This window comes from Aeromicrobium senzhongii (assembly GCF_014334735.1).
In the GTDB taxonomy this organism is placed as follows: domain Bacteria; phylum Actinomycetota; class Actinomycetes; order Propionibacteriales; family Nocardioidaceae; genus Aeromicrobium; species Aeromicrobium senzhongii.
Genome location: NZ_CP060587.1, coordinates 338804 through 358246, shown reverse-complemented (window position 1 = coordinate 358246; position 19443 = coordinate 338804). Strand labels below are relative to the sequence as shown.

Below are 19443 nucleotides of genomic sequence, written 5' to 3'. Positions count from 1 at the left end.
ATGCCCTATGCACCTCGATCATCTGTCGTTCGCCGTCGGTCCTGCCGGTCTCATGGCGACCACGAGTGAGTTGAGCGAGAAGTTCGGCGCCGTGTTCCTGGCCGGTGGCATCCACCCGCGCTTCGGCACGAACAACATGATCCTGCCGTTGAAGAACCGCCAGTACCTCGAGGTCGTCGAGGCACTCGAGCACCCCGCGTCGGACAAGGCCGCGTTCGGGCAGGCCGTCAAGGCACGCTCCGAGCTCGGTGGCGGGTGGCTGGGCTGGTGTGTCTCGGTCGACGACATCGAGCCCGTCGAGCACCGGCTCGGTCGGCACGCCGTGCCCGGCAACCGGCACCGGCCCGACGGCTACAACCTGACGTGGCAGCAGATCGGCATCCACGGCATGCGTGCGGATCCGCAGCTGCCCTTCGTCATGTGCTGGGACGTGCCGCCGGAGGAGCACCCCTCGCAGATGGCCGACACCGGGATCGCCCTGACCGGGCTGGAGATCGCCGGCAGCCCCGAGCGCCTGTCCGACTGGATGGGTGAGCCCGCCGTCGGCGCACTGGAGGACATCGAGGTCCGCTGGGTCGCCCCGAACGGCGCCCCGGGGATCCTGGCGGCCGAGTTCGACACCCCGAACGGTCCGGTCCGCATCTGAGTTCCGGCCGGTGCACGACGCGCCGGTCTGTCGGTCCCCGCACCTAGGCTGATCCCATGCCTCCCAAGACCCCCTCAGCCTTCGCCTGCACCGAGTGCGGCTGGACCACCGGCAAGTGGGTCGGCCGTTGTGGCGAGTGCCAGGCCTGGGGCACGGTCGACGCCGTCGGCGGCAGCTCCCGCTCCGGCCGCACGTCCGCCGCGCCGGTCTCCAGCCCTGCCGTCCCCATCGCGCAGGTCGCGGCCACCGAGGCGGCCGCCGTCGGCTCGGGCATCCCCGAGCTCGACCGCGTGCTCGGCGGCGGTGTCGTGGCCGGTGCCGTGATGCTGATGGCCGGCGAGCCGGGAGTCGGCAAGTCCACCCTGCTGCTCGAGGTCGCGGCACGCTGGGCGCGGGCCGGCCGCCGCACCCTCTACGTCTCGGGCGAGGAGTCGGCCGCCCAGGTGCGGTTGCGCGCCGAGCGCACGGGCGCCCTGGCCGACGAGCTGTTCCTCGCCGCCGAGACCGACCTCGGCGGCCTGCTCACCCACATCGACGCGGTCAAGCCCAGCCTGCTCATCGTCGACTCGGTCCAGACGATCGGCTCGTCCGCGATCGACGGCGTGCCCGGTGGGGTCACGCAGGTCCGCGAGGTCGCGGCGACCGTGATCGGCCGCGCCAAGGCCGAGGGCATCGCCACCCTGCTGGTCGGCCACGTCACCAAGGACGGCTCGGTCGCGGGTCCCCGCGTGCTGGAGCACCTGGTCGACGTCGTCCTGCAGTTCGAGGGCGACCGCACCAGCCGGCTGCGCCTGCTGCGCGCCACCAAGAACCGGTTCGGCCCCGTCGACGAGATCGGCTGCTTCGACCTGGTCGACGCCGGCATCGTCGAGGTCCCCGACCCGACCGGCCTGTTCGTCTCGCGTCACGAGTCGCCCGTGCCGGGGACGTGCGTCACCGTCACGATGGAGGGCCGCCGGCCGCTGTTGGCCGAGGTCCAGGCGCTCACCGTCGCCGCCACCACCCCGTCCCCGCGACGCTCCTCCAGCGGCCTGGACTCCTCGCGCGTTGCCATGCTGCTGGCGGTGCTGTCCAAGACGGGCGTCGCCCTGGGCAACCAGGACGTCTACACCGCGTCCGTCGGCGGTGCCCGCCTGCACGAGCCGGCGGTGGATCTGGCCGTCGCGCTCGCGGTCATCTCGGCGGCCGGCGGCTCGCCCCTGCCCGGCGGCCTGGTCGCGCTCGGCGAGGTCGGGCTGGCCGGCGAGGTGCGGCCGGTGCGCGGCCTGGAGGCCCGCCTGCGCGAGGCGGCCCGGATCGGCTTCACCCACGCGATCGTCCCGCGGGGCACCGAGGACCTGCAGCGCGTCGGCCTGAACGTGCTCCGCACGGGAGATCTGGCGGCTGCGCTGCGGGCACTGCCCTAGGATGATGCCGATCACGTGCATGGCCGAAAGTGGGGATTGTCGTGGCGGTTCCGGACCTGCGGGCGACGCTGACCTCCGTCGCGCCCGGAACAGCGCTGCGTGAGGGCCTCGAGCGGATCATGCGCGGGCGCACCGGCGCCCTGATCGTCATCGGCCACGACCGGGTCATCGAGTCGATCTCGACCGGCGGCTTCGCCCTCGACGTGCCGTTCACCGCCACGGGTCTGCGCGAGCTGGCCAAGATGGACGGCGCGATCATCCTGGACTCGTCGGCCTCGCGGATCATGCGCGCAGCCGTCCACCTGATGCCCGATCCGTCGATCCCCACGACCGAGTCCGGCACCCGTCACCGCACCGCCGAGCGCGTGGCCCGGCAGTCGGGCATCCCCGTGATCTCGGTGTCCGCCTCAATGACGATGATCGCGCTGTACCTGGGCGACCAGCGGTACGTCCTGGAGGAGCCGACCACGGTCGTCAGCCGCGCCAACCAGGCCCTGCAGACGCTGGAGCGGTACCGCACGCGCCTCGACGAGGTCTCCGACGCGCTGTCCGCCCTCGAGGTCGAGGACCTCGTCACCGTCCGTGACGTCACCGCCGTCGCCCAGCGTCTCGAGATGGTGCGACGGATCTCCGACGAGATCGAGACCTACGTGCTCGAGCTCGGCTCGGACGGACGCCTGCTGTCCCTGCAGCTCAACGAGCTCGTCGGCGGTGTCGACGCCGAGCGCACGCTCGTCGTGCGTGACTACCTGCCGGCGGGGTCGGACGCCCAGGCCGAGAAGGTGCTCGACGCCCTGGCCGAGCTGGAGTCCCAGGAGGTCCTCGACCTGGGCATCGTCGCCGCCGCGCTGCAGATCGGCGACGGCAACTCGCTCGATGCGTCGGTCTCGCCGCACGGCTACCGGCTGCTGGCCAGGATCCCCCGCCTCCCCCCGACGGTCGTCGAGCGGCTGATCATGCACTTCGGCACCCTGCAGCGCCTGCTGGGCGCCAGCCTCGACGACCTCCAGACGGTCGAGGGTGTCGGCGAGCTGCGCGCCCGCGGTGTCCGCGACGGCCTGTCGCGACTCGCCGAGTCCAGCATCCTCGAGCGCTACGTCTGACCCACGCGCCGGTGCCCGCCAGTCGCGGGGTGCACCGGACGTCGCTCGAGGCTTGCCTCGAGCGTTACGTCTGACCCACGCGCCGGTGCCCGCCAGTCGCGGCGTGCACCGGGACGAGCTCAGCGCGGGACCGGGGCCGTCGAGCTCGGCTTGGGCCTCGGGGCCGGCTTCTGCGTCGGCTCGGAGGTGGCCTTCTGGGTGGGCTCCGACCCGGGCTTCTTCGCCGGGGCCGGCGTCGGCTTGGTCTCGGGGGTCTCCGGAGCGCGGCGCGCGAGCTTGAACGTGACCTCGCCCGGCTCACCGCCGTACGTGCCGATCTTGAGCGTGTAGGTGCCCGGCGGCGCGAAGCCCTCACTCGACCCGCAACCGGCACCCGAGCCGCGGCCCGTCCATTCAACCGGCGCGACGGTGCTCCAACCCGCAGGGATCGACACCGACTGGTCGAAGAAGGCGGCCCGGCACACCGACGAGTCGTAGATCGGGGCCCGCTCGGTGTCGACGACGACGAGGAGCTCGCGGGTGCTGGGACGGAAGGTGCACGCCGTGCCGTCGAGGGACGTCAGCATCAGGTCGATCGCCACCGGGCCGCCGGCGAACTGCCCGCCGGGCACCGACGGCACGATGCGCACGTTCTCGGGCTCGCAGACGGCTTCGTCGGTCTCGATCGCCACCGCGACCTGGTCCGCGGGAGGCGTGGTCGGCGGCGCCGTGGGGGCGGTCGTCGGAGTGGGGGTGGGGCGGGTCGCCTCGGCCTTGCCGGCGTCGTCGCCACGCACCAGACCGATCAGCTGCAGGACGCCCCACACGATCGCGATGAGGATCGCCAGCACGAGCAGGCGTCGACGCCAGTACACGTCCCGTCCGACCCGTGGGTTGCTCACCGGTCCACGTTATCTGGCCGTCACGGCGTGAAAGGATCGACGCGCCATGCCTGCCCCCACTCCCCCGGTCGACGAGCTGCACCGACGCGTCCTCGACTGGTTCGACGAGCACCGCCGGGCGCTGCCGTGGCGCGACGACCCCGAGCCGTGGCGCGTCATGGTCTCGGAGTTCATGCTGCAGCAGACCCCCGTCGTCCGCGTGCTGCCGGTCTTCGAGGCCTGGCTCGAGCGCTGGCCCACCCCGGCCGCCCTGGCCGCCGCGTCGTCCGGCGACGCCGTCCGCGCCTGGGGCCGACTGGGCTACCCCCGCCGGGCGCTGCGGCTCCACGCCGCCGCCGTCGCCATCGTCGAGCGCCACGACGGCCGGGTGCCCGACTCCTACGACGAGCTGCTCCTGCTGCCGGGCGTCGGTGACTACACGGCGGCCGCCATCGCCTCGTTCGCCCACGGCCGTCGCGCCGTCGTGCTGGACACCAACGTGCGCCGCGTGTTCGCGCGCGTCGTCGAGGGCGTGCAGTACCCGGCCGCCGGCGTCACCCGGGCTGAGCGCGACGTGGCGGCGTCCCTGCTGCCCGACGACGAGGCGACGGCGGCCCGCTGGGCCGCCGCGACGATGGAGCTCGGAGCGGTCGTCTGCACCGCACGGGCGCCCCGCTGCGAGGCGTGCCCGGTCTCGGACCTGTGCCGGTGGCGCGCCGAGGGACATCCCGAGCACGACGGGCCGCCGCGCCGCGGCCAAGCGTGGCACGGCACCGACCGCCAGTGCCGCGGCCGGCTGATGGCGATCGTCCGCGACGCCCACGGTCCCGTCGCTCCCGAGCTCATGGTCGCCGCCTGGTCGGACGCCACCCAGCGGGAGCGGTGCCTGGACTCGCTGCTCGACGACGGGCTGCTGGACCTCGACTCCGAGGGGCGTTTCATCCTGCCCGGTTGATCGCCCGCACGAGGATCTCCCTCAGGACCTCCTGCTTCCGGGCGTTGTACTCCATCACGTGCCCGCCAGCGGCCGCTGCGGCGCGTTTGGCGGCCGCGTACCGCTCGCGGTCCTGCGGGTGCGTGCGCAGCCAGTCCCGGAAGATCCGATGACGGTACGGCTCGGCCGTGTCCGGGCCGAAGACGTGCACGTTCGCGCGCGGATCCGCGTGGCGGAACAACCGGTGACCCTGCCACCACGGCTCGCGCACCGCGAGCACGAAGCCGGCCGCTTCGAGCGCCGGGACGTACGTGGACTCGTCCTCGGGGTCCGGCACCGTGATGTCGACGTCGACGATCGGCTTGGCCGGCAGGTCCGGCACGGAGGTCGAGCCGACGTGCTCGACCCGCAACGCCACCGTGCCGAGGGCCCGGCGGACCCGCTGCTCGAGAACCACGTACTGCGCAGCCCAGCGGGGGTCGTGCTCGACGATCGTCAGGTCGCGGCCCGGCCCGAAGCCGGGCACCCACGGGCTCGCACCCGGCGGGGGCGCATCGTCGTCGAACTCCAGGAGTCGGTCGCGGTCCACCGCCCCGACGCTACCCGCCGCCGGACGCACGAAGGCCCGGGTCGGACGACCCGGGCCTTGCGTGGGTGATGCGTCAGTTGTCCTCGGAGCCGGCTCCGGCCTCGACGGCCGGCGGCACCTCGGGCAGCTCGAGATCGGCCTTCGACGTGCCGGTGAAGGTGAACTCACCGTCGACGACGTCGACCAGGATGATCTGGCCCGGACGCACCTCTCCGTAGAGGAGCTTCTCGGCCAGGACGTCCTCGACCTCACGCTGCACCGTGCGCCGCAGGGGACGCGCGCCGAGCACCGGATCGAAACCGTCCGCGGACAGCTTGATCTTCGCCGCCGTGGTCAGCTCGATGTCGATGTCCTTCTCGCCCAGACGGGCCTCGAGGGAACCGACCATCATGTCGACCATCTGCAGGATCTCCTCCTGCGTCAGCGGCGGGAACACGATGACCTCGTCGACACGGTTCAGGAACTCCGGACGGAAGTGCTGCTTGAGCTCCGTCGCGACGCGCTCCTTCATCTTCTCGTAGGTCCCCGCGACGTCGCCGGCCTGGGAGAAGCCCAGGTTGACGCCCTTGGAGATCTCACGCGCACCGAGGTTGGTGGTCATGATGATCACGGCGTTCTTGAAGTTGACGACGCGACCCTGACCGTCGGTGAGGTGACCCTCCTCGAGGATCTGCAGGAGCGAGTTGAAGATGTCCGGGTGGGCCTTCTCGATCTCGTCGAACAGGACCACGCTGAAGGGCTTCCGCCGCACCTTCTCGGTGAGCTGGCCACCCTCTTCGTAGCCGACGTAGCCCGGAGGCGAACCGAACAGCCGCGAGACGGTGTGCTTCTCGCTGTACTCGCTCATGTCGAGCTGGATGAGCGCCTCGTCGTCGCCGAACAGGAAGTTCGCCAGCGCCTTGGACAGCCACGTCTTGCCGACGCCCGAGGGTCCGGCGAAGATGAACGACCCACCGGGACGGCGGGGGTCCTTCAGGCCGGCACGGCCGCGGCGGATCGCCCGGGACAGGGCCTTGATGGCCTCGTCCTGACCGATGACGCGCTTGTGCAGCTCGTCCTCCATGTGCAGCAGGCGGCTGGACTCCTCCTCGCTGAGCTGGCCGACCGGGATGCCGGTCGCCTTGGCCAGGACCTCGGCGATGAGGTGCTCGTCGACGACCGCGACCTGGTCGAGGTCGCCGGACTTCCAGGCGCGCTCACGCTCGTGCTTGGCGGCGATGAGCTTCTTCTCCTCGTCGCGCAGGCTGGCGGCGAGCTCGAAGTCCTGGGCGTCGATCGCGCCCTCCTTGCGGCGGCGGACGTCGGCGATCTGCTCGTCGAACTCCTTGAACTCCGGCGGCGTCGCGGCGCGACGGATGCGCAGTCGCGCGCCCGCCTCGTCGATCAGGTCGATCGCCTTGTCCGGCAGGAACCGGTCGCTGACGTAACGGTCGGCCATGGTCGCCGCGGCGACCAGGGCGTCGTCGGTGATCGAGACGCGGTGGTGCGCCTCGTACCGGTCGCGCAGACCCTTGAGGATCTCGACCGAGTCGGCCACCGACGGCTCGTTGACCAGCACCGGCTGGAAGCGGCGGTTGAGCGCCGCGTCCTTCTCGAAGTGCTTGCGGTACTCGTCGAGCGTCGTCGCACCGATCGTCTGCAGCTCGCCACGCGCCAGCATCGGCTTGAGGATGCTGGCGGCATCGATCGCGCCCTCGGCGGCACCCGCACCCACGAGGGTGTGGATCTCGTCGATGAACAAGATGATGTCGCCGCGCGTGCGGATCTCCTTGAGCACCTTCTTGAGGCGCTCCTCGAAGTCGCCGCGGTAGCGCGAGCCGGCCACGAGCGCACCGAGGTCAAGCGTGTAGATCTGCTTGTCCTTCAGCGTCTCGGGCACGTCGCCACGGACGATGTCCTGCGCCAGCGACTCGACGACGGCGGTCTTGCCGACGCCGGGCTCGCCCACGAGGACCGGGTTGTTCTTGGTACGGCGGCTGAGCGTCTGCATGACGCGCTCTGCCTCGTCGTCCCGACCGATGACCGGGTCGAGCTTGCCCTCGCGGGCCGCCTGGGTCAGGTTGCGACCGAACTGGTCCAGCACGGCGCTGGACGCCGCGGCGGGCGCCTCGGACGCGGCGCCGGAGGTCTCGGCCTCCTTGCCCTGGAACCCGCTGACCAGCTGGATGACCTGCTGGCGGACGCGGTTGAGGTCGGCGCCCAACTTCACGAGGACCTGGGCGGCGACGCCCTCGCCCTCGCGGATCAGGCCGAGCAGGATGTGCTCGGTACCGATGTAGGTGTGACCCAGCTGCAGCGCCTCGCGCAGGCTGAGCTCGAGCACCTTCTTGGCACGCGGGGTGAATGGAATGTGGCCACTGGGTGCCTGCTGGCCTTGGCCGATGATGTCCTCGACCTGGCCACGGACGGCCTCGAGCGAGATGTCGAGGCTCTCCAGAGCCTTGGCGGCAACGCCCTCACCCTCGTGGATGAGGCCCAGCAGGATGTGCTCGGTGCCGATGTAGTTGTGGCTGAGCATGCGCGCTTCCTCCTGCGCAAGCACCACGACCCGTCGGGCCCGGTCAGTGAATCTCTCGAACATGTCGTCCCCTCTGCTGGACTGGTCTTTTCAGCATAGACGGCTCCACGTGACCCGCCTCGCCATGTCCAGATGCTTAACTCAACCGTCACAGCGTCGCGGGGCTTCCATTGTTCGCTGTGGGCGGAATGACGGGGCCCGTCACCGCATCACCGCCTCCCGACTCGCAGGGACTGCGGCCTTCGCCGCGTCCGCCGCGGGCTTGCCCACGAGTGCGGTCTCGATGGTCAGCTCGCCGTTGCCGGCCCGCTCCCCCACCACCTTCACGGGGTTGGCGTAGGGCGCCACGGATCCGGTCACCTCGAACCGTGCCCCGTCGGCTGCGATCTCCGCACGGCCGACGTGCACGACCCGGCCACTGGGCCGGACCAGCCACAACCACGGGCGGGTCCCGCCCGTGCCGTCCCGGTCGTCGCTGAGCAGGTAGCAGTCCAGCGAGTAGCGCTCCGAGCACACTCGCTCGCGCACCAGCACGCCGAGCATCCGGGGTCCGGCGAGGTCGAGTCGGTCGACGTCCTCGGCCAGCGCGAGCGCTCCCGCGGCACCGGAGCACGTGAACGGACGCACGTCCTTCGCGGCGAAGGGCAGCGCGGGCACCTCGGCCCGGACGGCGGCCAGGATCGTGGCCCTGGCCGTCTTCGCCCGACCGCCGAACGCGATCTCCTCGCCGCGCCGGCGCCCGAACGAGGCCACCTCCGCGGGACGGGCCAGCACCTCGGTCCGTCCGACGCGGTAGCCGATGAGCATCCGCGCGGTCAGCACGGCGCGCCCGGCGGGGGTGGCCGCGGGCAGCTGCACGCGCGCCAACTCGGGCAGGGCCGAGGCGTCTCCGACCCGGGCCAGGGACTGGGCGGCGCGCCGCACGACGGTGGGATCGGCGTCGCCGAGCGACCGCGCGAGGGCCACGGGGACGTCGGGGTCGCCGAGTCGGCCCAGCGTCACGGCCGCCAGGGCCCGCACGCGCGGCTCGGCGTGCGCGGTGAGCAGGTCGACCGCGACGGGCATGACCCGGTCGGACGACCGGCGCGCGAGGGCCGACAGTGACTCGCGGGCGATGTCCCCGCGTGAATGGTGGGCGAGGTCGACGAGGTCGGCGTCGTCCCGCTGGTCCAGAGGGGTGATGTCAGGCATGGGTGTGTCCTTCCGAGGGCGGGCTCAGTGGCCCGCGTGGGTCTGGCAGCGGCCGCGGACGGTGCTGCCCTGGCCGGAGGTCAGCAGCACCGAGCTGCGGACGCTGATCACGCACCGCGTCTGGGCCATGAGGTTCTCGCGGGCCGAGGTGGCGGTCGGGCAGGAGTCGCCGTGGTTGTGCGAGAGGTCGAGGAAGTGCCCGAGCTCGTGGGCCGCCGTCCGGGAGAAGCCCTCGGGCTCCCGGCCGACCTCGCCACCGACCAGCCCGTCCGACTTGCCGCCCTTGCCGCAGTCGCCGGGCACGGGCGAGATGCCCACGAAGTCGTCGCTGATGTTGGCGACGAGGAACATGTCGATGCCGTCGTTGCCGACGCTCCAGTCGTCGGAGAGGTCGTCGGCCTCGGACTCGCTGCCGAGGTCCTCGTACCCGTCGGCCTCCGGCAGGCCGAGCCAGAAGTACTGGACCCGGCCCAGGCCCATCGACGCGTCGGCGTAGATCCGACGGATCCGGTGCACGGCGTAGTCGACGCGCTCGTCGGCGACGGCCAGGCCCACGGATGCGGCGTCGAAGCCGACCTCGATGAGGTTGAGGTGGACGTGCTTGCGCTCCAGCGCGGTGAAGGCCTCGCCCAGACGGACCTCGACGGGGGTCCCCGTGGCGGGGTCGGGCGGGGTCGTCCCGCGCCAGAATCCCAGGACGTCGCGCATCACGGAGAGGTTGCCGACACCTCCCAGGCCCATCGCGTCCATCGCCTCGCGGACGGACCGGACGCTCATGGCGTGGGCTCCGTCTCGAGCGCGGCGAGCCGCGTGGTGAGGTCGGCGATCGCCGCCGTGGTGGCAGTGAGCTCGGTCGACAGCTCCGTGACGCGGCTCGTCAGCGACGTCAGCGTCGCAGCGACGTCCTGGCCGGCGACGACGACACCGTCGGGCATCGTGACCCGGCCGTTGACGACCACCCCGCCGGTGTAGTCGTGGTCCCAGTTCACGACCAGCTGATCGCCGAAGCCGTGCACGAGCGCCCGTCGGAACGGGTTGCGCCGCAGCCGGCTGATCACGCGTCCACGCCGCTCGGCGCCGCCGTCGAGCATGAAGTCGGTGCCGAACTGCTGGTGGATGCGGCTGCGGACGATCAGCCAGTCACGGTTGTTGAACCCGAGGATCTGCTTGCACCCGTTGATGCTGACGCCTCCTGGGTAGTCGTGGTCCCAGTTGAGGGTCAGGCCGTCGTCGAAGTCGTGGACCAGGGCCCGCCGGAAGGGCGTCCCGGTCGTGCGTCGGGCGGAGGCGTCCAGCATCAGGTCATTGGCAGTCGCGCGGACGACCAGGCCCTCCAGGTGGATGAAGTCGCCCTCGAAGCGGATGTCGGTCATGTCGGTGGTCCAATCGGGAAGGGTGGGTCGTCTTCGGGGAGAGCCACCCTGCGCCGGCTGATACCGGTGCGCCTCAGTCGCTGGACGAGGAGCCCGACGTACCGCTCTCGAGGATCGAGACGATCGAGTAGAGCGTGAAGCAGATCGCGCCGAGCCCGGTGAGGACGCGCGCCGCGACGAACACGTTCGAGTCCGTCACCGCCGCCTGGAAGACGAACGCCGCCAGGAACAGGCACGACAGGGCGGTCACGACCGGGATCAGGGGCACCCGGTTGGCCAGCGCGAACGTCCGCCGCCACACCAAGGCCAGCAGTCCCACCTTGCTCAGGATGCTGAAGCACACCAGGCCCAGACCGATCATCACGAAGCCGGGCGTCCGGTAGTAGGGCTCCCGGTCCAGGACGAGCAGCACGATCCCCCACACCGAGCTGAGCGAGCCCATCGCGATCACGAGCCACGGCCACCCCGTCCGGTCGCGCGCGCCGTACGTGTTCTGGATCTGGCGCACGATGCTCACGACCAGACCGATCAGGCTGGTGCACACCATCGCGATGCCGGCCAGGACGTGGCCGACCGTGAACCGTGACGGGGTGACCGTCTGGGTGAGGTTCACGATCGAGAGGCCCCAGGCGATCAGGGCCAGGACGACCGGGACGGCGCACAGCACCGCGGCCGCCGCGCTCGGGAAGGCCCCGTCCGGCGGAGCGCCGCCGGCGGCCCGGGCGGAGTTGGCCGGGATCAGCGAGAACTTCGTGGAGGCGGTGGCGACCGTGGCGACGCAGGCGCTGATCAGGCCCAGACCGAGCACGACGTGGCCCGAGACGTAGTCCGGGTCGGCGCCCTGGGAGCTGGCGCCGGAGAACACCGAGATGCCATAGCCGGCCGCCACGGCGGCACTGGCGTAGCCGAGCACGGGGTAGAGCACGCGGTCGACCGCGTTGAATCGGCCGATCAGCTGGCGGATGATCGTGGCCGCCGTGCAGAACAGGCAGATGCAGATCGCCGCGAGGAAGGTGACGACCCGGCCGGCGACGAGATTGCCCGGCTGGTCGCCCGCGTTCCACACGTACGCGCCCAGGCCGACGCACACCGCCGCCATCGCCATCGGGATCGCCCGGAACAAGACGCTGATCCAGTAGTTCACGACGCCCACCACCTCACGGTCGGGAGGGCGCTCGGGGAAGCCCCGGGCGCGGTGCTGCCCTTTCAGGATGTGGGGCTCCCGTGCTGCCGTCAACGCGAGCCCTCGCGGAGCACGTCGTTCCCCCCGACCTAAGTTGGATGTCATGACTCTCGACATCCGCGCCACGGTCCAGCAGTTGCTTCCCGGGATCCGTCGCGATCTCGAGGACCTCGTCCGCATCGAGTCGGTCAGCGCCGATCCCGCCCGCGCCGCGGAGGTCCAGCGCAGCGCCGAGGCGGTCGCCGCGCTGCTGCGGGCCGAGAGCTTCGACGACGTCGAGATCGTCAGCGCCCGCGAGGACGGCGGCGCTCCCGCCGTGATCGGCCACAAGGCAGGACCGGCCGGCGCGCCGACCGTGCTGCTCTACGCCCACCACGACGTCCAGCCCGAGAACGACCACGCCGAGTGGGACTCGCCGCCGTTCGAGCCGACCGAGCGCGGCGACCGGCTCTACGCACGCGGCGCCGCCGACGACAAGGCCGGCATCGCCGCCCACCTGGGCGCCCTGCGGGTCTTCGGCGACCAGCTGCCGGTCAGCGTGACGATGTTCATCGAGGGCGAGGAGGAGGTCGGCTCCGACACCCTGCCCGAGCTCTTGCGCCGCCACCGCGACCGGCTCGCGGCCGACGTCATCGTGATCGCGGACTCCGGCAACTGGGACATCGGTGTCCCCGCCCTGACCACGAGCCTGCGCGGTCTGGTGCGCGCCGACGTCGAGGTCCGCACCCTGACCCACGCCGTCCACTCGGGCATGTGGGGCGGCCTCGTGCCCGACGCGCTCATCACCCTGAGCCGGCTGATCGCCTCGTTCCACGACGACGAGGGCAACCTGCTGATCGAAGGGCTGCACAGCGCACCGGCCGCGGACGTCGACTACCCCGAGGAGCGGCTGCGCGCCGAGTCCGGCGCCAACCCGGGCGTGGAGTGGATGGGGTCGGGCTCGGCCGTCGAGCGGCTCTGGACGAAGCCGGCGCTGGCCATCACCGGCCTGGACGCCCCGAAGGTCGACGGCGCCAGCAACACGCTGGTGCCCGCGGCCCGCGCCAAGGTCTCGCTGCGGATCGCCCCCGGCGACACTGCCGCCAACGCGGTGGAGTGCCTGCGTCGCCACTGCGAGCAGCACGTCCCGTGGGGCGCCGAGCTGACCTTCACGGTCGTCGACACCGGCGAGGCGACGGCGATCGACGCGACCGGCCCCGCGTACGAGGCGGCACGCGCGGCGTTCACCGAGGCCTGGGACGGCACCGCCCCGGTCGACATGGGTGTCGGCGGCTCGATCCCGTTCATCGCGGAGTTCCTCGAGACCTTCCCCGAGGCCAGCGTGCTGGTCACGGGTGTCGAGGATCCCGACACCCGTGCCCATGGCGCCAACGAGGGCCTGCACCTGGCCGAGTTCGAGCGGGTCGTGCTGGCCGAGGCGCTGCTGCTGCGCAACCTCGCCGATCAGGCCGCCATCACGGGGTAGCCACCGGGACCCGGAACCGGCGTCTCGTCGACCTTCGTCATCGTGTTGATGCTGACGTGGGGCCACTTGATCCGGCCGGGGCCGCCGTCGAACCGGGGGAAGAAGTCCAGCTGGACGACCTGCACGTACTGCAGCCGCAAGTCGGTGCCGCCGTCCTCGCGCCGGACCTCCTGGATCCAGAAGGTCGACTTCATCTCCGAGGCGTTCGCCTGACGGACGATGAAGGGGATGTTCGAGATTCCTCCGGTGGACACGGTGCTGTCGAACTCGAGCTTCGTCGTCCGGATGATGTCGACGCCCTCGTTCGCGACCTCCAGCAGGGCGGTCGGGTCCGTCGGGTCGAACAGGCTCCGGAACGGGTTGTCGTGGAAGTGCTTGTAGGGAGCCAGGTAGGGGTTGGCCTCAATGTCCTGGTCGACGCCGAGCGGTAGGGCGTTGACCGGCGGGACGGTCGCGGGTCCGTCCTCGACCACGGCGGTCCCCAGCCCCAGCACCGAGTCACCGTGCGGGATCGTGGCGAGCCGGGCGATGTCGACACTGTCCTCGTTCAGCGGGTCGGACATGTTCAGGAACAGACCCGGCTCGTGATGGATCGCGCCGCCGGGCTGCCCCGCCAGGCCAGACGACGGGAAGTCCTCGCCGACCAGCTGGTTGATGCCCTGCTCGTAGTCCAACGCGACCAGCAACTGGTCCGCGTTCGGCGTCACGCCGTCCGCGACCGGCCCGATGCCGCGGTTCGGCACCGCCTTGTCGACGAGGCTGAAGATCAGCCGCTCGTTGTACTGGTGCAGCAGCAGCCGGTACGCCGGCCGGAACGTCGCCCCCTCGGGCGGCCCGAACGGCAGGGCGATCATGTTCCAGCCGCGGCCGGGCAGATCGGGCTCGTTGGCCCACACGCCGGGCAGCAGCGCGAAGGGGCCGAGATCCTCGTCGCCGGTGACGGCCGCGGTGACGCTGCGCTCCTGCGACTGCAGCGAGCGGAGTTGTTCGGACATGGTTCTCATGAGGCACCTCGAGGTGTCGAAGGACTCCGCCTCCGACGCCCCGAGGACGCCCCTGCGGACTGTCGTCGATGACGAGATCAGCCGCAGAACCGGTGATACCTACTCGCGGCGCTGCACCGGGAAGAGGATGGCCTCGCGGATGCCGATGCCCTGCAGCAGCATGACGAGACGATCGACGCCCAGGCCGATGCCGCCGGCCGGGGGCATGCCGAACTCCAGGGCCCGCAGGAAGTCCTCGTCGACGTCCATCGCCTCGGGATCGCCGGCGGCCGCCAGGCGCGCCTGCTCCTCGAGCCGCTCGCGCTGGATCACGGGGTCGTTGAGCTCGGAGTACGCCGGAGCCAGCTCGACGCCGTTGATGATGAGGTCCCACGCCTCGACCAGACCCGGCGTGCTGCGGTGCTTCTTGGCCAGGGGCCGCACGGCCTCGGGGTAGTCGCACACGAACGTGGGCTGGATCAGGGTGTGCTCGACGAGCTTCTCGAACAGCTCCAGCACGATCTCGCCCGCGCCCCAGCCGTCCTGCAGCGAGACCTCGTGGCGCTCGGCCAGCTCGCGCAGGTGCTCCTCGGACGTCTCGACATCGACGGTCTCGCCGACGGCCTCGCCGACCAGCTCGTGGATCGTGGCGCGGCGCCACGGCGCCTCGAGGTCGATCGACGAGCCGTCGCGGCCGGTCACCACGGTCTTGCCGACGGCGCGCGCGGCGTCGACGACCAGGTCGCGGACCAGGGACGCCATCGTGTCGTAGGAGCCGTACGCCTCGTACGCCTCGAGCATCATGAACTCGGGGTTGTGGGTGTTGTCGACACCCTCGTTGCGGAAGGTCTTGCCGATCTCGTAGACCTTGTCGATGCCGCCCACGAGCGCGCGCTTGAGGTGCAGCTCGAGCGCGATGCGCAGCAGCTGCGGCTCGTCGAAGGCGTTGAGGTGCGTGTGGAACGGACGCGCCGCGGCGCCGCCGTTGGTGTGCTGCAGGACCGGCGTCTCGACCTCGATGAACCCGTGGCGGTCGAGCGTGGCGCGCAGCGACTTGAGCACGGCGGCCTTGACGCGCACGTTCTGGCGGGCGTCCTCGCGGACGATGAGGTCGAGGTAGCGCATCCGGGTGCGGGCCTCGTCGGACAGCGGCTTGTGCTCGACCGGCATCGGACGCAGCGTCTTGGCCGCGACCTGCCACCGCGTGGCCATGACCGACAGCTCGCCGCGGCGGCTGGTGATGACCTCGCCGGTGACGGCCAGGTGGTCGCCCAGGTCGACGAGCGACTTGAACTGCGCCAGCGACTCCTCGCCGACCTCGGCCAGCGAGAGCATGGCCTGGATCTCGGAGCCGTCGCCCTCGCGCAGCCGGACGAAGCACAGCTTGCCGGTGTTGCGCAGGAAGATGACGCGGCCGGCGATCGAGACGACCTGGCCGGTGTGGGCGTCGGGGCCCAGCTGCTCGGGATCGTTGGCCTCGACGATCTCGCGGATCGTGTGCGTGCGCTCGACCAGCAGCGGGTACGGATCGACGCCGGCGTCCAGCATCCGCTGGCGCTTCTCCCGGCGCACCCGCATCTGCTCGGGCAGGTCGTCCTCGGGAAGTTCAGGCGTCTGGGTCACGAGGCCCGAGTCTAGTTGCACCCCACCGAGGCCCGGCCGGGACCGTGCTCAGCCCTCCTCGGCCAGGCGCGGCAGGACGCGGCGCTCGGGGCGGACGCCCCACTTGTCCGCGTAGAAGGCGCGCATGACGTCCATGTCGGCCTTGACGTCGCCGGTCAGCGTGATCGTGGGACCGAGGCCGGCGGTCATGGTCTTGCTGTCGCAGTACCCCAGCGTCACGGGCAGGTCGCCCTCCATCGCGATGCGGTAGAAGCCCGACTTCCAGCGCTCGACGCCGCCGCGCGTGCCCTCGGGCGTGATGACGACCTGGAAGTCGTCACCGGCCTTGGCCCGCGCGATGAGGTCGTCGACCACGCCGACGGGGTTCTTGCGGTCGACCGCGATGCCGCCCAGGGCGCGCATGATCGGGCCGGCCGGACCGCGGAAGAGCTCCTTCTTGCCCAGGAAGTACGGACGGAAGCCGCACTTCCAGGCGATGGCCAGCATCAGCACGAAGTCCCAGTTGGAGGTGTGCGGCCCCGCGAGCAGGATGCCCGAGCCCTTCGGTGCGGGCTCGGAACGGAAGTTCCACCGGCTGACGGACCAGAACACGTCGGCGATCAGGCGCAAGATCCTCATGCCGGGAGGCTAGCGCGCCGGCCGCAGATCAGTCGGCGCGGTCCGCCCGGCCCAGCGCGTCGGCGATGCGGGCGAGGGCGTCCAGCGCGGAGTCGGCGATCTCGAGCGCCTCGGTCGGCGCCACCTCGAGCCGGGCCGCCCAGAAGTCGTGGATCCGGCCCACGCTCTCGGCGGCCTTCTCGGTGGGGACCAGGCGAACCGACCGGGCATTGCCCTCGGCCTGCTCGCGCACCACGAGTCCGCCCGCCTCCAGGATGCGCACCGCGGTGCTGACGTTGCTGCGCTGCAGGCCGGCCGCGGCGGCGATCTGGCTCGGCGTCGAGCCCGGCTGACGGTGGATCTCGCGCATGACCGCGATCTCGGTTCCCGTCAGGGGCACCACGTCGCGCAACTGCGGGTTGCGGATGTCGAGCTGGTGCGCGAGGTCATGGATCACGTCGGCCAGAGCAGCCAGCCGGGCGTGATCGGGCCCACTCGATCCGGACATGCCGCCATCCTACCGGCGAGTTATGATTATCGAATCATAATCAATAGTCCGAGGAAGTCCCGCACGTGAACCCCGTTGCACCCCACTCGTCCGCCGATCCGGACGAGACGACCACCACCACCCGCCGCAGGTCCCGCCAGGGCCGGCCCGGCCTGACCCTCGTCGCCGTGTGCTTCGGCTTGTTCATGGTCGGGTTGGACTCCACCGTCGTCCACATCGCCAACCCCGCGATCCAGGCCGATCTGGGCGCCACCTTCGGCCAGCTGCAGTGGATCATCAACTCCTACCTGCTGGCCCTGGCCGTCTTCCTCATCCCCTGCGGCAAGCTCGGCGACCGGTTCGGCCGCAAGCGCATGTACGTCACCGGGGTCCTGCTGTTCGGCATCGCCAGCGTCGCGATCGGCCTGTCCGGCAGCGTCGAGGGCGTCCTGGTCTTCCGTGCCCTGCAGGGCCTGAGCGCCGCGATGCTCATGCCGCAGACGATCGCCCTGCTGCGCGCCACGTTCCCGCGTGAGCAGTTCGGCATGGCCGTCGGCATCTGGGGCGGCGTCTCGTCCGTCGCGATCGCCGGCGGTCCGCTGGTCAGCGGCATCCTGGTCGAGCAGCTCGGCTGGGAATGGGTCTTCCACATCAACGCCCCGATCGCCCTCATCGGCATCGTCTTCGCCGGGGTCTTCATCCGCGAGACGGCCACCGAGAAGTCCGGGCGGCTGGACTACCCGGGCATCGTGCTGCTGGCCCTGGCCCTCTTCGGGATCGTGTTCGCAGTCGTGCAGGCGCAGGCGTGGGGCTGGGGCAGCGCCACCACCCTCGGCGTCCTGGTCGCCTCGGTCGTTCTGCTGGCCCTCTTCGTGATCGTCGAGAGCCGCGTGGCCGAGCCGCTGCTGCCGCTGGACCTGTTCCGCTCCTCCGGCGTCAGCGTGGGCGGCCTGGTCTTCGTGGCGAACTTCTTCGCCATCTTGGGCGTCACCTTCCTCATCACGCTGTTCCTGATGAACTCGCTGGGCAACAGCACCACGAAGGCCGGCCTGATGATGCTGCCGATGAGCGCCTTCTCGATCCCGGCCGCTCCCCTGGGCGCCGTGCTGACCTCGCGGATCGGCCCGCGCCGCGTCGCCGCCCTGGGCCTGGCCCTCATGGCGGTCGGCCTGGCCGCGCTGACCCTGGTCGACCTCGACTCGTCCTACCTGCTGATGGCCCTGCCGTTCGTCGTCATCGCCTTCGGCTCCGGCTTCGCGATCCCCTCGGGCGCGGACCTGATCGTCGGCGGCGCGCCCGTGCACCTGGCCGGTGTGGCCAGTGGCTTCCAGACCACGTGCATCCAGATCGGCGGCGCGATCGGCACCGCCGTGCTCTCGGCGATCGTCGCGGGACAGGTCGCGCCCGCCGTCGGCGCCGCGCGGCTGCCGGACGAGGCCGCGGAGGCGGGAGCCGCGGGCGTCCTGTTCGAGGGCGTGCCGTCGATCAACGGTGCGTTCGTCGGCGGCATGCACCTGGGCCTGTGGGTGGCCGCCGCGTTCTGCGCCGTGATCGCCGCCCTCGTGGTCGTCGCGGTGCGTGAGCCCCGGCACCACACGGTCGAGGAGATCCTGGTCGAGACCGCCGAGACCGGCGCCGGCCACCCCTGAGCCGTCGGGTGGAATTGGGCAGACACACAGGTGGCGTTTACCTGATGGTCAGGTTCGCGAGTCACCGTGGAGACATGAGTGGAGACCTGCGGATCTACGGCCATCGTGGCCAGAGCGCCACGCACCCTGAGAACACCGTGCCGGCGCTGCGCGAGGCCGCGCGACTGGGCGCCCACGGGGTCGAGTTCGACGTCCAGCCGACGGCGGACGGCTCGATCGTCCTGATGCACGACCGGTCCCCGATGCGCACGACGAACCTGCGTGACGTGCAGCGCTCGAAGGTGGGGGTCTCGGTCCAGCGGTTCACGCTGGCCGAGCTGGCCCGGCTGGACGCCGGCAGCTGGAAGTCGCCGACATTCGCCGGGACCCCCGTGCCGACCCTGCGCGACGTGGTGAAGGCATTCCGGGACACCGACGTGCGGTTCGCCGTCGAGCTCAAGCCGGCCCCGGTCGACCCGCGCGCCTACGTGCGCGCGGTGCTCGACGAGCTCGGCGGCCGCGCCGACGTGACGTTGATGAGCTTCGACCGCTCCCTCGCCGAGGCGGCGCTGCCCGTGCACCCGCTGGTCGGCCTGGTCTCGCGGCGTCAGCCCTCGGCCGAGGACGTGGGCCGGTTCGACGAGTTCCACGTGAACGCCCGCCGCGTCGACGAGCGCCTCGTCGAGCGCGTCCACCGCGCCGGCGGGACCGTCACCGCCTGGACGGTGGACGACCTGCGTCAGATCGAGCGCCTGCGCGCCATGGGCGTGGACGCCGTCACGACCAACGACGTCGCAGCCGCCCTGCCCTCCCGAGATTTGCTCCCAATTCGACCTTCCAACCCGATTGAAAGGTAG

At 71.3% G+C, this 19443-nt stretch carries 18 protein-coding genes; 7 read left to right on the top strand and 11 right to left on the bottom strand.

All coding sequences use genetic code 11. The annotated features are described in order from the left end of the window. The first annotated feature begins 7 nt into the window (after positions 1-7). The 3 genes from H9L21_RS01810 to disA are packed head-to-tail and all read left to right on the top strand — an operon-like array spanning position 8 to position 3155. Positions 8-646: a VOC family protein gene (locus H9L21_RS01810; protein ID WP_154595918.1), complete on the top strand. Its 639-nt coding sequence runs from the start codon at positions 8-10 to the stop codon at positions 644-646. A 56-nt stretch (positions 647-702) separates the two neighbouring features. Continuing rightward, positions 703-2052, top strand: coding sequence for a DNA repair protein RadA (gene radA, locus H9L21_RS01805; RefSeq protein ID WP_154595919.1), 1350 nt, complete (start codon positions 703-705; stop codon positions 2050-2052). 41 nt (positions 2053-2093) lie between these two features. Next, positions 2094-3155 (top strand): DNA integrity scanning diadenylate cyclase DisA, encoded by a 1062-nt coding sequence (gene disA / locus H9L21_RS01800; protein WP_255467130.1) that lies wholly within the window; start codon positions 2094-2096, stop codon positions 3153-3155. A gap of 119 nt (positions 3156-3274) precedes the next feature. Here disA and H9L21_RS01795 read toward each other — a convergent pair whose 3' ends face one another. Continuing rightward, positions 3275-4036: a hypothetical protein gene (locus tag H9L21_RS01795; protein ID WP_154595920.1), complete on the bottom strand. Its 762-nt coding sequence runs from the start codon at positions 4034-4036 to the stop codon at positions 3275-3277. Positions 4037-4082: 46 nt separating this feature from the next. Here H9L21_RS01795 and H9L21_RS01790 point away from each other — a divergent pair, with 46 nt between their 5' ends. Then, complete coding sequence (locus tag H9L21_RS01790; RefSeq protein ID WP_154595921.1) at positions 4083-4970, top strand: iron-sulfur binding domain-containing protein; 888 nt, start codon at positions 4083-4085, stop codon at positions 4968-4970. Here H9L21_RS01790 and H9L21_RS01785 read toward each other — a convergent pair. The 6 genes from H9L21_RS01785 to H9L21_RS01760 all read right to left on the bottom strand — a co-directional run bounded on the left by H9L21_RS01785 (position 4954) and on the right by H9L21_RS01760 (position 11857). Next, a complete protein-coding gene (locus H9L21_RS01785) occupies positions 4954-5538 on the bottom strand; it encodes a GrpB family protein (protein ID WP_222865822.1) in 585 nt (194 codons plus the stop codon). The two genes, H9L21_RS01790 and H9L21_RS01785, sit on opposite strands and share 17 nt — an antisense overlap. Before the next feature lie 73 nt (positions 5539-5611). Beyond that, positions 5612-8119: an ATP-dependent Clp protease ATP-binding subunit gene (locus tag H9L21_RS01780; RefSeq protein WP_154595922.1), complete on the bottom strand. Its 2508-nt coding sequence runs from the start codon at positions 8117-8119 to the stop codon at positions 5612-5614. 138 nt (positions 8120-8257) lie between these two features. Then, a complete protein-coding gene (locus tag H9L21_RS01775) occupies positions 8258-9247 on the bottom strand; it encodes a HEAT repeat domain-containing protein (RefSeq protein WP_154595923.1) in 990 nt (329 codons plus the stop codon). A 24-nt stretch (positions 9248-9271) separates the two neighbouring features. Then, on the bottom strand, positions 9272-10024 hold the full coding sequence (locus H9L21_RS01770) for a zinc metalloprotease (RefSeq protein ID WP_154595924.1): 753 nt from the start codon (positions 10022-10024) through the stop codon (positions 9272-9274). Continuing rightward, entirely contained in the window at positions 10021-10620 is a 600-nt protein-coding gene (locus H9L21_RS01765) for a hypothetical protein (RefSeq protein ID WP_154595925.1), read from the bottom strand. The genes H9L21_RS01770 and H9L21_RS01765 overlap by 4 nt, the downstream gene beginning before the upstream one ends. A 73-nt stretch (positions 10621-10693) precedes the next feature. After that, positions 10694-11857, bottom strand: a complete 1164-nt coding sequence (locus H9L21_RS01760; protein WP_222865821.1) for a DUF2776 family protein — start codon at positions 11855-11857, stop codon at positions 10694-10696. A 49-nt stretch (positions 11858-11906) separates the two neighbouring features. On the opposite strand from H9L21_RS01760, the gene H9L21_RS01755 reads away from it, so the two are divergent. Then, positions 11907-13268 carry a dipeptidase gene (locus H9L21_RS01755; RefSeq protein ID WP_154595927.1) on the top strand — a complete coding sequence of 454 codons (1362 nt, stop codon included), beginning with the start codon at positions 11907-11909 and terminating at the stop codon, positions 13266-13268. Here the strand turns inward: H9L21_RS01755 and H9L21_RS01750 are convergent. The 4 genes from H9L21_RS01750 to H9L21_RS01735 form a co-directional block, all read right to left on the bottom strand. Next, positions 13247-14263 (bottom strand): heme-binding protein, encoded by a 1017-nt coding sequence (locus H9L21_RS01750; protein WP_154595928.1) that lies wholly within the window; start codon positions 14261-14263, stop codon positions 13247-13249. The genes H9L21_RS01755 and H9L21_RS01750 overlap by 22 nt on opposite strands. A gap of 108 nt (positions 14264-14371) precedes the next feature. Further along, the gene (lysS, locus tag H9L21_RS01745) at positions 14372-15829 is read right to left on the bottom strand and encodes a lysine--tRNA ligase (protein WP_154596367.1); all 1458 of its coding nucleotides are present in this window, start codon (positions 15827-15829) and stop codon (positions 14372-14374) included. Positions 15830-15922: 93 nt separating this feature from the next. Further along, positions 15923-16492, bottom strand: coding sequence for a 1-acyl-sn-glycerol-3-phosphate acyltransferase (locus tag H9L21_RS01740; protein WP_154595929.1), 570 nt, complete (start codon positions 16490-16492; stop codon positions 15923-15925). A 28-nt stretch (positions 16493-16520) separates the two neighbouring features. Continuing rightward, positions 16521-16979: a MarR family winged helix-turn-helix transcriptional regulator gene (locus H9L21_RS01735; protein WP_154595930.1), complete on the bottom strand. Its 459-nt coding sequence runs from the start codon at positions 16977-16979 to the stop codon at positions 16521-16523. 65 nt (positions 16980-17044) lie between these two features. On the opposite strand from H9L21_RS01735, the gene H9L21_RS01730 reads away from it, so the two are divergent. Together H9L21_RS01730 and H9L21_RS01725 are read left to right on the top strand one after the other, a co-directional pair. Next, positions 17045-18607 (top strand): MFS transporter, encoded by a 1563-nt coding sequence (locus H9L21_RS01730; protein ID WP_154595931.1) that lies wholly within the window; start codon positions 17045-17047, stop codon positions 18605-18607. Between the two features lie 74 nt (positions 18608-18681). Further along, a complete protein-coding gene (locus H9L21_RS01725; protein ID WP_187411699.1) occupies positions 18682-19443 on the top strand; it encodes a glycerophosphodiester phosphodiesterase in 762 nt (253 codons plus the stop codon).

What these genes read in the sequence shown, in the direction of transcription:
- H9L21_RS01810 (WP_154595918.1), top strand. Translation starts at nt 8, where the DNA reads ATGCACCTCGATCATCTGTCGTTCGCCGTCGGTCCTGCCGGTCTCATG.
- radA (WP_154595919.1), top strand. Translation starts at nt 703, where the DNA reads ATGCCTCCCAAGACCCCCTCAGCCTTCGCCTGCACCGAGTGCGGCTGG.
- H9L21_RS01790 (WP_154595921.1), top strand. Translation starts at nt 4,083, where the DNA reads ATGCCTGCCCCCACTCCCCCGGTCGACGAGCTGCACCGACGCGTCCTC.
- H9L21_RS01780 (WP_154595922.1), bottom strand. Translation starts at nt 8,119, where the DNA reads ATGTTCGAGAGATTCACTGACCGGGCCCGACGGGTCGTGGTGCTTGCG.
- H9L21_RS01775 (WP_154595923.1), bottom strand. Translation starts at nt 9,247, where the DNA reads ATGCCTGACATCACCCCTCTGGACCAGCGGGACGACGCCGACCTCGTC.
- H9L21_RS01770 (WP_154595924.1), bottom strand. Translation starts at nt 10,024, where the DNA reads ATGAGCGTCCGGTCCGTCCGCGAGGCGATGGACGCGATGGGCCTGGGA.
- H9L21_RS01765 (WP_154595925.1), bottom strand. Translation starts at nt 10,620, where the DNA reads ATGACCGACATCCGCTTCGAGGGCGACTTCATCCACCTGGAGGGCCTG.
- H9L21_RS01755 (WP_154595927.1), top strand. Translation starts at nt 11,907, where the DNA reads ATGACTCTCGACATCCGCGCCACGGTCCAGCAGTTGCTTCCCGGGATC.
- H9L21_RS01750 (WP_154595928.1), bottom strand. Translation starts at nt 14,263, where the DNA reads ATGTCCGAACAACTCCGCTCGCTGCAGTCGCAGGAGCGCAGCGTCACC.
- lysS (WP_154596367.1), bottom strand. Translation starts at nt 15,829, where the DNA reads ATGCGGGTGCGCCGGGAGAAGCGCCAGCGGATGCTGGACGCCGGCGTC.
- H9L21_RS01740 (WP_154595929.1), bottom strand. Translation starts at nt 16,492, where the DNA reads ATGAGGATCTTGCGCCTGATCGCCGACGTGTTCTGGTCCGTCAGCCGG.
- H9L21_RS01735 (WP_154595930.1), bottom strand. Translation starts at nt 16,979, where the DNA reads ATGTCCGGATCGAGTGGGCCCGATCACGCCCGGCTGGCTGCTCTGGCC.
- H9L21_RS01725 (WP_187411699.1), top strand. Translation starts at nt 18,682, where the DNA reads ATGAGTGGAGACCTGCGGATCTACGGCCATCGTGGCCAGAGCGCCACG.